At 60.5% G+C, this 11,444-nt stretch carries 14 protein-coding genes; 6 read left to right on the top strand and 8 right to left on the bottom strand.

What is annotated here, in order from left to right; translation table 11 throughout:
* Positions 1-137: 137 nt before the first annotated feature.
* Genes ACP5J3_RS06545 through ACP5J3_RS06535 form a run of 3 tightly spaced genes read right to left on the bottom strand, consistent with a single transcriptional unit; the run spans position 138 to position 1,649 of the window.
* Positions 138-467, bottom strand: coding sequence for a hypothetical protein (locus ACP5J3_RS06545; RefSeq protein ID WP_428494937.1), 330 nt, complete (start codon positions 465-467; stop codon positions 138-140).
* A 31-nt stretch (positions 468-498) separates the two neighbouring features.
* Positions 499-801: a hypothetical protein gene (locus tag ACP5J3_RS06540; protein WP_428494936.1), complete on the bottom strand. Its 303-nt coding sequence runs from the start codon at positions 799-801 to the stop codon at positions 499-501.
* Entirely contained in the window at positions 798-1,649 is an 852-nt protein-coding gene (locus tag ACP5J3_RS06535; protein ID WP_428494935.1) for a hypothetical protein, read from the bottom strand. The genes ACP5J3_RS06540 and ACP5J3_RS06535 overlap by 4 nt, the downstream gene beginning before the upstream one ends.
* A 4-nt stretch (positions 1,650-1,653) precedes the next feature.
* Between ACP5J3_RS06535 and ACP5J3_RS06530 the strand changes: the two genes are divergently transcribed.
* Positions 1,654-1,941 carry a hypothetical protein gene (locus ACP5J3_RS06530; protein ID WP_428494934.1) on the top strand — a complete coding sequence of 96 codons (288 nt, stop codon included), beginning with the start codon at positions 1,654-1,656 and terminating at the stop codon, positions 1,939-1,941.
* On the opposite strand, the gene nuoI is transcribed toward ACP5J3_RS06530, so the two are convergent.
* From nuoI to ACP5J3_RS06515, 3 genes are all read right to left on the bottom strand, one after another.
* On the bottom strand, positions 1,933-2,406 hold the full coding sequence (nuoI, locus tag ACP5J3_RS06525; protein WP_428494933.1) for an NADH-quinone oxidoreductase subunit NuoI: 474 nt from the start codon (positions 2,404-2,406) through the stop codon (positions 1,933-1,935). The two genes, ACP5J3_RS06530 and nuoI, sit on opposite strands and share 9 nt — an antisense overlap.
* The gene (nuoH, locus tag ACP5J3_RS06520; protein WP_428494932.1) at positions 2,403-3,434 is read right to left on the bottom strand and encodes an NADH-quinone oxidoreductase subunit NuoH; all 1,032 of its coding nucleotides are present in this window, start codon (positions 3,432-3,434) and stop codon (positions 2,403-2,405) included. The genes nuoI and nuoH overlap by 4 nt, the downstream gene beginning before the upstream one ends.
* 79 nt (positions 3,435-3,513) lie before the next feature.
* Entirely contained in the window at positions 3,514-4,722 is a 1,209-nt protein-coding gene (locus ACP5J3_RS06515; RefSeq protein WP_428494931.1) for an NADH-quinone oxidoreductase subunit D, read from the bottom strand.
* Between the two features lie 84 nt (positions 4,723-4,806).
* Between ACP5J3_RS06515 and ACP5J3_RS06510 the strand changes: the two genes are divergently transcribed.
* The 3 genes from ACP5J3_RS06510 to ACP5J3_RS06500 are packed head-to-tail and all read left to right on the top strand — an operon-like array spanning position 4,807 to position 6,959.
* Positions 4,807-5,694: a glycosyltransferase family 2 protein gene (locus ACP5J3_RS06510; RefSeq protein WP_428494930.1), complete on the top strand. Its 888-nt coding sequence runs from the start codon at positions 4,807-4,809 to the stop codon at positions 5,692-5,694.
* Between the two features lie 30 nt (positions 5,695-5,724).
* Positions 5,725-6,288, top strand: a complete 564-nt coding sequence (folE, locus tag ACP5J3_RS06505) for a GTP cyclohydrolase I (RefSeq protein ID WP_428494929.1) — start codon at positions 5,725-5,727, stop codon at positions 6,286-6,288.
* Positions 6,285-6,959, top strand: a complete 675-nt coding sequence (locus ACP5J3_RS06500) for an SDR family NAD(P)-dependent oxidoreductase (RefSeq protein ID WP_428494928.1) — start codon at positions 6,285-6,287, stop codon at positions 6,957-6,959. The genes folE and ACP5J3_RS06500 overlap by 4 nt, the downstream gene beginning before the upstream one ends.
* Here the strand turns inward: ACP5J3_RS06500 and ACP5J3_RS06495 are convergent.
* A complete protein-coding gene (locus tag ACP5J3_RS06495) occupies positions 6,907-8,211 on the bottom strand; it encodes a hypothetical protein (RefSeq protein ID WP_428494927.1) in 1,305 nt (434 codons plus the stop codon). The genes ACP5J3_RS06500 and ACP5J3_RS06495 overlap by 53 nt on opposite strands.
* Before the next feature lie 196 nt (positions 8,212-8,407).
* Between ACP5J3_RS06495 and ACP5J3_RS06490 the strand changes: the two genes are divergently transcribed.
* Complete coding sequence (locus ACP5J3_RS06490) at positions 8,408-8,878, top strand: Lrp/AsnC family transcriptional regulator (protein ID WP_014290071.1); 471 nt, start codon at positions 8,408-8,410, stop codon at positions 8,876-8,878.
* An 8-nt stretch (positions 8,879-8,886) separates the two neighbouring features.
* On the opposite strand, the gene ACP5J3_RS06485 is transcribed toward ACP5J3_RS06490, so the two are convergent.
* Positions 8,887-9,585, bottom strand: a complete 699-nt coding sequence (locus ACP5J3_RS06485) for a hypothetical protein (RefSeq protein WP_428494926.1) — start codon at positions 9,583-9,585, stop codon at positions 8,887-8,889.
* Between the two features lie 76 nt (positions 9,586-9,661).
* Between ACP5J3_RS06485 and ACP5J3_RS06480 the strand changes: the two genes are divergently transcribed.
* A partial coding sequence (locus tag ACP5J3_RS06480) for a M1 family metallopeptidase (protein WP_428494925.1) occupies positions 9,662-11,444 on the top strand: 1,783 nt, incomplete at its 3' end.

The raw sequence follows: 11,444 nt of genomic DNA, 5'->3' as shown, positions 1-11,444 counted from the left end.
CCGCATCGCTCATAAAACAGTTCTGTCCGCTTCCCTTTTTTAGAAGTGGCTAGTGGCGGCGCCCGCCAGGATGTAGGAAGAGGGCGCTGGCAACCGCCCTGAATCGGGAAAAAAGCCTGGTTACGAGCTGGTTGGGTCTACTGCGGCCTCCCGATCTTCACCACTATTGTGTTCGGGCCGGCGGCCCAGCTCTGGACGTAGAAGCCGCCGGGCTCCCAGACCACCTGCACGGCGGTGTCGCCGTTTGGGTCGGGGACGCCTCCGCCGGGCAGTCCGTCTCTCAGCCTGAGCCCTCTGCACGGGGGCTCGCCCCTCAGAGGGGGCGCGTACAGGGCTGAGTAGGGGGCCTGCGCCGCGGTGAGCACCGCCTTGCACTGGAGGGAGGCGTGCCAGTTTGAAAACGCGGCGTAGGCCGCCGAGAGGACCGCCGCAACTACCGCGAGGGCCGCCAGGCTTTCGAAATCCATGGAGGGAGGGGGGAAAACGGGTGATTTTGAACTACCTGCAGTACACCGCGTATCTAGACCCGGCTACCCACCAGGAGACGCCGTAGGCGCCGCCCGCGCTTATCCGCCTCGCGGACCACGCGGAGAGGTCTACGAGGTGGCAGGTGAGGAGGGCGGAGTAGGGGGCGAAGGCCTCCAGCCTCCCCCTGTCTAGGGCCTGGTAGTTGGCGGGCCAGTAGACGTACAGCGCGTCGAGGGAGGGCCTCTTCGGCGGCGCGTACATGAAGGCCCCGGCCGCCGCGAAGGCGAACAGCATGAATACAACGGCCATTGCGATTATCTCCAGGGCGTTCATACCGCCTCCCTCCTCCTAGCCAGCACTGTAATCGCCGTAGCCACGCCGGCCGCGGTGAGGCCGAGGCCGAGGAACACCCACTTGTCCGTCTCGGCGTCGGCCAGCCTCTTCTCCAGGTCGGCGACCGTCTGTTCAAGCTCCGCCAGCCTCGTCCTGTTGTCGGCCAGCGCGCGGCTGAGCGCCTCCGCCTCCCTCCGCAACTGGGCCTCCCTCTCCGCCGCCCTCTCCAGCTCGGCCTTGGTTGCGCCGAGGCTGGAGGTCAGCTGAGCCACCTGGTTTCTGCACACCGCGAGGAGGTCCGCCGTCTGCCTCAGCCTCTGCCTCAGCTCCTCAGCCTCGGCCTCCGCCTGGGCCGCCCTCCGCGCCGTGGCGTTGGCGGCGGCGCGGGCCTCAGCCAGCTCCGCCCTCAGCCTCTCGGCCTCGGCCCTCAGCGCGGCCGCCTCCCTCCTCAGCCTCTCCAGCTCCCCGCCCGCCTCCCCGGCCTGCTCCGGCAGTCTGAACGCCTTGGCGCCGTCGCTGTACCAGCCCTCGGGCGCCGTGCCGTTGAAAACGCCCACCGCAGTGTACGCGGTCGCGTTGATCCTCACAAACGTCACGTTGCCTCTAAATGCGGTGAGGCGCAACGGCAACCACCTCAGCCACGCCCAGCGGATTCCGTCGGGGGAGCAGTATATATTGGCCGCGTATACGTACGTATATCCGTCTGTATACGTCAGGTTCAGCGGCTTCACCGCCGCGAACCTGCACAGCTGTTGCAGGTACATGTAGACAGAGGAGTCTTCGTGAGGCGTGGCGGGGGCGTAGGCGAGGCCGGGCTGGTAGTAGTAGACCGCCGCAGTTCCGTTCATCTACATGAAGTGGGTGGCGTTGACAAGCATCAGCGGCAGTATAAACGCCGCCGGGTCGAACCAGCCGAACATGACAAAAAGGAGGGGCGGACAGAAAAAGAAGAAATTTAGAAAACCTGCAGACCCCACGTCTGCGTCAGACGCCGCAGAGAGGACATGCGAGGAGGATAGCCACAAGCAGAGAAGCCTATGTACCGCCGCGGCCCCGCCGGGGAGGTCCTCACCCGCGGCCGAAGGCCCCGTACACGAGGCCGCCGCTGTTGCTGACGGTGTATGGGGGCGGCTACTCTAGTCTGACTTTTTTGGGTATGCCGCCTTCGTATTTTATTGTTACCTTGACGGATTTGTAGGGTTCTTGGATTTTTGGGGGTTCGCGTTCCATGTCGGGGGTGTAGATCATTTCTTTGTAGTCGTAAAAGGCCAGTTCTTTTATGGGGGTTGGGTAGAGGGCTTCTGTGGGGCATACGTCGATGCAGAAGTGGCACATGATGCACCTGCCGTAGTCTATGCCGGGGTATCTCTTGGTGTTGGGTGCTGGGTACATCTTGATGGCGTTGGCGGGGCATATCCTGGCGCAGAGCATGCACGAGGTGCACTTCTCTGTCAATAGGCCTATCCAGCCTCTCATCCTGCCGTATTCCAGCTTTTCGTATGGGTAGTATATGGTGATGCGCTCCGGCTTTATGAAGTTCCTGGCGGCTACCGCGAGGGCGTCTACCGTCGCCTTGACTATTGTGCTTAGCTTGGCGTTGCTCATGGCGCCAGCCCGAGGACTCTTAGGGCGGCTGACCACGCCACTGCGGCTACTCCCAGCGCCAGGAGCCCGCGCCAGCCGAGGACGAGGGTGTGGTCTAGCCGGAGGACGGGCATGGCGGCTCTCAGGAAGGCGTAGAACAGCATGAGGGCTGTGGTTTTCGCCAGCACCCACGCGGCGAGTATGAGGTGGCCGATTATGTCGTGTGGCCAGGGCCCCGGCGCGTAGCCCGGCAGGGCCCACCCGCCGAGGAAGAGTATGGTGGCGAGGAGGGAGTAGGAGAAGGTGGCGTAGTAGGTGCCGCCGGCGAAGGAGAGAACTAGAAACACGCCTCCGTAGTCGCTGTAGGGACCCGTGGCGACGTCGCCTTCGTAGTCGGCTATTTCGAAGGGGAATCTGGCGGTGGCCATTGCGGCAACTATTATGAAGACTAGGAAGGCCAGGGGGTTGAGTAGCGCGCCTGTGAGGGCTGTCTGCTTATTCACAATTTCCAGGGGGTTTAGGGTGCCGTATAGGAGGGCCATGGCGAGGAAGGAGAGGATGAGGGGTAGCTCGTAGGCGGCGACGAGTAGGGCTTCGCGGGCGGCGCCTATGTAGGCGAATTTATTGTTGACGGACCACCCGATGATGACGACTGATATGGAGACTAGGAGGAGTATGACTAGGGAGAAGACAAGGCCGTATGGGAGGAGGGCGGGGTCTTTTATCAGTCTGAGGTCTGGGGTTAGGGGCAGGAGCAATGATGCGCCGAAGGCGAGGGTTACGAATATCGGGGGGCCCCATACGAATAGTATCTTGTGGGCGCCGCGGGGCACTATCGGCTCGCTGATGAGGAACTTGAAGGCGTCTGCCAGTAGCTGGAGGTAGCCGCCGAGCTGGGGGGAGACGTGAAGGGGACCCACCCGCATCTGAACCCTCGCGGCGGCTTTCCTCTCGAACCACACCACTGTCAGCAGTATACCGCCCGACGCCGCGAAGAGTAGTATGAAAAACCAGAGGCGGGGGGAGAGGACTAGGGTTGAGAGATCCATGGCTCTACGAATTTGTCGTTATTAATATGTTGTCTCTCTTGGTTGCCGGCGTGGCGCCGCGGATCTCCATATTGCGCCGTCACCGATCCTGCTCTGGTGGGAAGTAGCCGAAGGAGCCGTATATCGCTGGGAGGTCCATGAGGCAGGAGCCTATGAATGCCTTGATCATGGCTCTGAGGTTTTGCCAAGAGGGTGTGGATATCCTCACTCTGTAGGGCTTCTCGGTGCCGTCGCCAAGTACGTGAAAGTAGTACCTCCCCCTGCCCCCCTCCGTGACGCCGGTGCCCTCTCCCTGGGGCAACATTGCGGTGAACAGGGCGCCTAGTCTAATGTATTCGTTAGCCTTCTCCCTCTGCTTGGGGGGTAGTCTGTGTAATACCGCCTCGCCGACTAGAGGGCCGTCTCTGGGGACTCTGTCCAGGGCCTGCCTTATGATCCTGGCGCTCTGCCTAATTTCGCAGAGCCTCACCATTGTCCTGGCGAGGGAGTCCCCGCCGTCTTCTACACAGACGTCCCACTCCAGCTCGTGGTACACGCCGTATTTATAGGCGCGGCGGGCGTCCCAGTCTATGCCAGAGCCCCTGGCGCCGGGGCCCGTGGCCATTAACTTGGCGGCATCCTCCTTGCTGAGGTAGCCGACGTCTCTGAGGCGGTAGTAGCCCACAGGGTTTTTGACAACGACTCTGACAAATTCATCTATCTTCTTCTCAAGGTAGTCGAGGAAGCCCTTGGTCTGCTCGTAGAAGGCGTCAGGGGGTGCGGTGCGGACCCCGCCGGGGAGGACCCAGGTGGGGGTGGTTCTGGAGCCCGAGACCATGGCCCACAGCTGTACTAAAAGCTCGCGCAGACCGAAGCCCCACATGAAGCCTGTGGATGAGCCTATCATAATGGCGTGTAGGCCGAGGTCGTAGAGGTGGGTGGAGATGCGGCTGAGCTCCCCCATGATGACTCTCAGATACTCGGCGCGGGGAGAGACGTCAAATTTGGCGAGCCTTTCTATGGCCATGGAGTAGGCCCAGGTGACGTTTATGGCGTCTGGAAGCGAGAGCCTCTCGAAGAGAGGTATGTTCTGAATCCAATGGCGGGTCTCGCCGAGCTTCTCCATCGTCCTATGCACGTAGCCAGGGTCAGGCGTGACGTTTACCACAACGTCGCCGTCTACCTCGACTATGAAGCGGGTGTGGCCGCTGGAGGGGTGCTGAGGCCCCCAGAGAATGTCGAGAACGCGGCGGCCGCCCTCAAGGCGCTCTTCTTTTAAAACAAGTCCGTACTCCTCGGTCCTGATCATATCTGTAACAATAATAACAACTATTTATCATATACGTTCCCGTAGGCGCCGTAGGCTTAAATCCCCTGGGGTTAGTACCTGTTGATGTTGGCTTTTTGGATCTTCGTTGCCGCCGTTGTGGCGTACGAGGTGGCGCATTTGGCGGCTGAGCTGAGAATTGGGGCGCCCGCCCGCGGCTCGTGCAGGACGGTGGTGGTGCCTACCCGCGGCGGCAGAGATCTGGCTAGGTTCGCTGGCTACGTCGACTACGTGGTTGTCGACGGGGCGGAGGCGGCGGGGCTGAGGTGGGTTGCTAATCGCTATGTGGAGCTCGGCAAGTCGGGGGCTTTGGCCACTGCTCTTGAGGCAGTCGACGCGGATCTCTACGTTTTTATCGACGACGCGCATCCGGGGCCTTGGCTAGAGGCTCTTAGGGGTATGTGCGGGAGGTTCGCCACGGCGTACCGCTGGGTTTTGGGGAGGCTTCAGAACGCCTTCTCGCTTAGAGGCCTCGACTGGATGGTATGGAGGCGCACGCGGTTTCTCTACGGCGGCGCCATGACGGTGCCCGGGGAGCGGAGGCGCGAGGCCGTGGAGGCGCTCAGGAGGTGCCCCGTCGACGACATGGCTCTGACTAAAATAGCCGGCGACGTCGCGGTGCTCCCCCTGCTGGTGCCTATGGACCCGGCGCCTCGGACGTGGGAGTTTTTCATAAGGCAGGCGGTGGCGGCGAGGCTGGGCAACCCCCTTCTCTGGGGGGTGGAGCTGGTTTTCTACTGGGTGTGGGTGGCGGCGGCCCTGCTCTTCCCGCCTCTCTTCCTCCTGCACGGGGCGAGGACCGCGTTGAGGTCGCGGCGGGCGCTAGGCAGGGTGGACTGGGCGCAGGTGCTTCTCTCGCCTCTGGAGAGGCCTCTGGAGGCTTTTGTATTCCTAGCCTCGGCGTTTAGGCGGTGTTTCAAGTGGGGGGCGAGGGAGATCTGCGGCGGGTGCTAGTTTTAAATATGGCTAACGGGGGTGTGTGGCGTGATTACCGAGAAGAGGGCCAAGGCGAGGCCTGAGAAGGGCGTCGAGGACCTCCTTCTCCACCTCGGCGAGGACCTCTCCCGGCCGGGGGTGGCCAATACGCCTAGGCGCTTTGTGAAGGCTATGGAGGAGCTGACGCGGGGGCTTAGAGAGCCTCCTCCCGAGGTGGTTTTCTTCCCACTGGAATACGAGGCGCAGGTAGGGCCTGTGGTTATTGAGAATATAGGCGCCGTGTCTGTCTGCGAGCACCACCTACTCCCCATCCTCCTCCGGGTGTCGGTGGCGTACATCCCGGGAGACGGGGTGCCGGGGCTGAGCAAGGTTATCAAGCTTGTTAAGTGGGCAGCGGCGAGGCCTATTATGCAGGAGCGCTTCACCGAGTGGCTGGCCGATCTCTTAATGGAGAGGCTGAGGGCGCGGGCCGTCAAAGTTAGGGTGTGTGGAGTGCACATGTGCTCCTTCATCCGGGGGGCGAGGGACGAACACCACGACATGGTGACCGAGGCGAGGCGCGGCGACATCGACGTGAGGCTGAGCTGCCGCAGGCCCCTGACCTGTAGATGAGGCTAGTCGTCACGGGGGCCAGCGGCGGCATAGGGGCGGCGCTGGTACGTATCGCCAAGTCCAGGGGGGACTTCACCGTCGGCATCTCGAGGCGGCCCTCCGAGGCAGACGTCCACCGCAACTGCGACGTCCTCGACCTGCACTGCCTCAGGAAGGCGGCGGCTGAGGTGGGGCGGGTGGACGGCTTAGCTCTGCTCCACGGCCACGGAGACCCGGGGCTGTGGGTCAAGCCGATTTCCGAGCTAGACGGAGACGACTTCCTCGACGTCTTCAGAGTTGACATGGTGGGCTCGTTTAACGTAGTGAAGGCCTTTCTCCCGGCCTTGTCGAGAGACGCCTCCGTGGTGCTTGTCTCCTCTACGCCGGGCCTCGTCGGCGACAGCTACGGCATCCCCTACGCCGCGGCTAAGGGAGCCCTGGCGGCGCTGGCTAGGAGCTTGGCTAAGGCGCTGGCCCCGGTGAGGGTAAACGCCGTGGCCTTCGGCCCAATCGCCACTAGGTGGACCACGTGGATTAGCGAAGAGGGGCTGGAGGGATTCAGGGGGAGGACTTTGTTGAAGAGGCTGGGGTCCCCCGAGGAGGCAGCTGAAGCTGTGTACTGGCTCCTCTCACCTGCCTCTAGCTACGTGACCGGCCACGTGCTAATCGTCGACGGCGGGGAGTCCCTTTGACCACTATGTAGAGCGCCGCCGCGGCCATGACCGCCGCCACAGCCAAGAAGGCGTAGAGGGCAGGCCCCCCACCACCCGAAGCCGGGGTCTGCGTCACGGCGCCGGCGGCGGGGGGCTGGCCTATGGCGAGCTGAGCGGTCTGTCCGGGGGCCAGCGTGACTGTGTACGTCAGATTTCTATCTCCCATGTCTGCCACCACTGTGTAGGTGCCTGGGGGTAGCTCGACGCGTCTCGGCATGGTTGCGCTGGTGGTGTAGTTGCCTATTATGTACACCCTCCTGGCTGGCTGTTGATATGTTATGACTAGATACGCGTTTTCCACCGTGACTATCAGGGCCTCTGAGGGGTGGCTCGCGGCCACTGTAAAGGTCTTCTTCGCGAAGCCGGCGTCCACCGTGACGGTGTACGGGACGCCGGGTAGCACCCACAGCTCGGCTTGGCCTTTGTATACCTGCCCCGCGACCACCACAGCCCAGTCGTTTCTAACAGCTCCAAAGGAGTCCACCGCCCGGATTACCAACCTCGTGGCGTTTACCACGATGGTGCTGTTGCAGAGGCTCCATGGGTTGAAGACGTATCTATACGGCTCGCCAGTGGGGGTGCGCACCTCGGTCGCGGCGGCCCCAGTGTAGTTGACCATTGGGAGCATGTATGTAACGACCTCCTCCGCCCCGGCGGCCACCGGAGTCCGCCCGCTGTATATCGCCACCTCTGTGACGGGGGGCCTTGCCCTGAAGATACATGTCTTTACCAGCCCGAGTTTAACAAGGTCGACCTGGGGTTGCCATATTGTAGTTTTTACATGTAGTGGCTTCTCCAGTATATATTTTTCCACTTTTGTTATGTATATCTCCAACTGGTAGTTTATATTCCCCACAGGTATCGACAGCGCCAGCGTGTTGTTTGTGAAAGGTATCTCAAGGTCTGTGTAGGTGCCGTTTGCCAGCTTAGCCATCTTCACGACGAGGACCCCGCTCGCCGGCAACGGCCCTATGTCTAGCGTGTCGATGTACTTCACGGTGGCGACGTCGTGTCCCGTGGCGTAGGTTTTCCAGACCAGTAGGTTGCCGAGGTATATCTCCACCTGGCTACCCGTGGGCACCTCCGCCACCCCCGTGGCGTTCGTGGCGGCGCAACGCCCCGCGGCGCAGACGGTGGCGTTGGGGATGGGGTAGCCAAGGTCGTTCCTAACCTCTATGAAGGCGGCCAGCGCCATGGCCGCGAGGAGTATTATGTATATTGTCTGTCTCACGGCTGGGGGGTTTGGCTGGTAATTAAAGGTTGGCCAGCTTTACATTAGGAATGAAAGATTTATATATAGACCCTCTAGCGGCCGTAGGGTTTGTATATGCCGTATTCCTCGCCGTTGCTCTTAACTAAATAAATACAGTTGATTAATGCTTTGAATTTAGCGATACATTTATATATCTCAAATTCTCTGGATTACTATGACAGAGGAGGTAAAGCTTACAGACAGGCAGTACCAATTGCTAAACCACCTGCTCCAGAGGGCTCAGCCAATGAGGGTCTATACGGTGTACGGGGATCAAGACGAGATTGCTAGGGAGCTGGGAATGACCAGGCAGGCCCTTGCGATACACCTAAAGAGGCTTAAGGAGCTTGGACTAGTCAGGACTGGGAGGGAGTTCGTGGACATCACAGAGAAGGCTGTGAAGCTCCTGAAGGGGCAGTCAAGCGACGTGATTATCTTGGTGAAGATTGAGCCTAAGTACCGAGACAAGGTGTACGACGCCACCAAGAAGCTACCTATTGAAAAGGCTCTGAGGCTCGCGGGGGACTACGACCTCGCCGTGATTACCCAGGAGACTGTGTTAGACAAGGTGCTGGACTCCATAAACAACATGGAGGGCGTTAAGGAGACCAAGACGTTTATCTCAATCGGCGCTGTAAAAGAGTAAATTTTTTACTAAGTTTCAACCCCCACGTTCAGAAGCGCGTAGAAGAGAGGAGTTACGTATTTCATCTCCTTTAGCCGCACCACCTCCGGCGGTATCTTAATCTCCAGAGCCAGCGCCTCGCCCTCCTCCGTAAGCATATAGCGGGGCCCCTCCCTCTTTACGTACCCCCTCTTCTCCATCTCAACCAACAGCGCCTGGAGTATAACGTTTTCTCTGACTTTTTCGATAGCGGGCACAGTTCTTAGGCGGCGGGCAGTTACGTACCAGGCCACTGCTATGAGGTCGGGAGTTGCCTCGCCCAGCGTCTTTAGAAGGCCGGCCACTATTTGGAATATATGCTCCATCTTCTCGACGCCTGAGAGGAGGGCGAACTCGGCGGGCAAGGCGCCTCTCTCGACGTATTCCTTCAGGGTTGTGAGGTTGTGGTCTCCGCGCTCGACGTCGTAGAGGGCTAGGGACAGCAACAACACGGGGTCTCTGTGGGGGAGGTATTTGGCTATGTCGTAGCTGTACAGCCTGTAGAAGGCCTCCTCGCAGAATTTTCTGTCCTTTCTGCTACACCACTTGGCGGCCATCGCCTTTGCGAAGAGTTTTTTCAGGTCTGGAAGCCTCGCGAGGCCCCCCACCCCCAGTGTGTACAGCATCCAGGCTACTTTATACTCCACCCTGCTCCTCATATCCATTAACAACTCGCCGAGCGTCGTCACAGCACGGCGTCTTGCCAACGCCTCTCTTTTAAACTTTGCGGTTTGACTACTTAAATAGAGGGGGATCTGCCCACCTATGAAATACCTCACCGGCAGAGATTTCGCCTTTCCCGAATATCTACCCCGCTACCCCCGCGAATTCGACTTCGAGATCCTCCACATGCGCCTGGATGTGAATATAGACCCGCAGGGGGGCGTGGTGGAGGGGGCCGTACGATATAGGGCCAGGGCGAGGAAGGACGGCGCGGCCGTTGTCCTCGACGCAGTGGAGATGGAGGTTCTGGGAGCCAGCCACGACTACTACTACGACGGCGAGAGGATTGAGATTAGGCCTGGCTGGAGGAGGGGAGAGGAGGCCGAGGTCTACGTGGCGTACAGGGCGAGGCCGAGGGCGGGTATGTACTTCATAAAGCCGCACGGGCAGAGGAAGGGGTTTTACGTGTGGACGCAGGGGGAGAGCGAGTACAACAGATACTGGGTGCCTCTGCCCGACTCGCCTAATGTGAAGTTCCCCTGGACCGTGGCGGTGACCGTGCCCAAGCCCTATGTGGCTGGTAGCAACGGGCTTCTAGTGGAGGTGAGGGACCTCGGCGATAGGCAGACTTTTGTGTGGGAGCTGAGGCATCCAATGTCGCCGTATCTCCTGGCTATCGCCGTGGGTGATTTCGAAATCCATAGAGAGAGGTGCGGCGGCGTCGAGCTTGAGTACTATGTGCCGAGGTACGTGGGCGGCGAGTGGCGCCACTCTTTCTACAACACGTGTAGAATTATGCAGTTCTTCTCGGAGTACCTCGGGGTGCCGTTTCCCTACGAGCGCTACGCGCAGGTGGTGGTGCCGGAGTTTATCTACGGCGGAATGGAGAACACCACCTTCACAATACTCACAGACTGGACTATCCACGACAAGCACGCCCACTGCCCCTACACCGGCTTCCCCTGCCCGGAGCAGGAGGACTTCACCTCCGATCCGCTTGTGGCGCACGAAATGGCCCACATGTGGTTCGGCGACTTGGTGACAGCGAAGGACTGGGGCCACATCGCCATTAACGAGTCCTTCGCCACGTTTGTAGAGGCTTTGTGGACCGAGGCGTCTAGGGGCCGGGATGAGTATCTCTACGAGATCTACACGAACTTCAAGACGTATCTGGGGGAGTACTCCAGGCGGTACTCACGGCCAATTGTCACCAATCTGTACAAAATCCCCGACGAGGTTTTTGACAGGCATTCGTACGAGAAGGGCTCCGCCGTGTTGCACACCCTGCGTAGCCTCCTTGGCGACGATGTGTTCCGCAGGGCGCTTAGGCTGTTCCTGGAGCGGTATAGGTACAGGGCGGTGGATATAGAGGATTTGCGGAAGGCGTTCGAGGAGGCGGCTGGGAGGGATTTGGAGTGGTTCTGGAGGCAGTTTTGGTACTCGGCGGGGCACCCCGTGTTGAAAGTCTCGTGGAGCTACTCCGAGGGCTCTCTGAGGCTTCAGGTTAAGCAGGCCCAGGGCGACGACAGCTACCCGGTGTACACCTTCCCTCTGGAGGTGAAGGTGGTTTATGAAGACGGGAGGAGGGAGGTTAGGGAGGTGCCGCTTGACGACAGGGAGGTTACTCTCCACTTGGGGGCCGCCAAGCCGAGGTATATCTGCGTCGACCCGGCTTTTAAGATCATGAAGGCGCTGGACCTCCAGTACCCCCTGGAGTCTGCGGTGGCTATGGTGGAGGACGAGGACGTGTACTGCCGGTTGCAAGCCATCGAGGTGTTGAAGAAAAACGGTAGCGCCAGGGCTGTGGAGGCGCTGGGCAAGGCGCTGGAGGACAGGTTCTGGGGGGTGGCGGCTGAGGCGGCGAGGGCGCTGGGGGAGGCTGGCG

This window comes from Pyrobaculum sp. (assembly GCF_049971835.1).
GTDB lineage: Archaea > Thermoproteota > Thermoprotei > Thermoproteales > Thermoproteaceae > Pyrobaculum.
The sequence above is the reverse complement of the archived record's forward strand: the minus strand, read 5'-3'. Positions and strand labels throughout refer to the sequence as shown.

Coding starts and splice junctions, on each gene's coding strand:
- ACP5J3_RS06530 (WP_428494934.1), top strand. CDS start 1,654: ATGAAGTGGGTGGCGTTGACAAGCATCAGCGGCAGTATAAACGCCGCC.
- nuoH (WP_428494932.1), bottom strand. CDS start 3,434: ATGGATCTCTCAACCCTAGTCCTCTCCCCCCGCCTCTGGTTTTTCATA.
- ACP5J3_RS06510 (WP_428494930.1), top strand. CDS start 4,807: ATGTTGGCTTTTTGGATCTTCGTTGCCGCCGTTGTGGCGTACGAGGTG.
- ACP5J3_RS06540 (WP_428494936.1), bottom strand. CDS start 801: ATGAACGCCCTGGAGATAATCGCAATGGCCGTTGTATTCATGCTGTTC.
- ACP5J3_RS06500 (WP_428494928.1), top strand. CDS start 6,285: ATGAGGCTAGTCGTCACGGGGGCCAGCGGCGGCATAGGGGCGGCGCTG.
- ACP5J3_RS06490 (WP_014290071.1), top strand. CDS start 8,408: ATGACAGAGGAGGTAAAGCTTACAGACAGGCAGTACCAATTGCTAAAC.
- nuoI (WP_428494933.1), bottom strand. CDS start 2,406: ATGAGCAACGCCAAGCTAAGCACAATAGTCAAGGCGACGGTAGACGCC.
- ACP5J3_RS06535 (WP_428494935.1), bottom strand. CDS start 1,649: ATGAACGGAACTGCGGCGGTCTACTACTACCAGCCCGGCCTCGCCTAC.
- ACP5J3_RS06545 (WP_428494937.1), bottom strand. CDS start 467: ATGGATTTCGAAAGCCTGGCGGCCCTCGCGGTAGTTGCGGCGGTCCTC.
- ACP5J3_RS06515 (WP_428494931.1), bottom strand. CDS start 4,722: ATGATCAGGACCGAGGAGTACGGACTTGTTTTAAAAGAAGAGCGCCTT.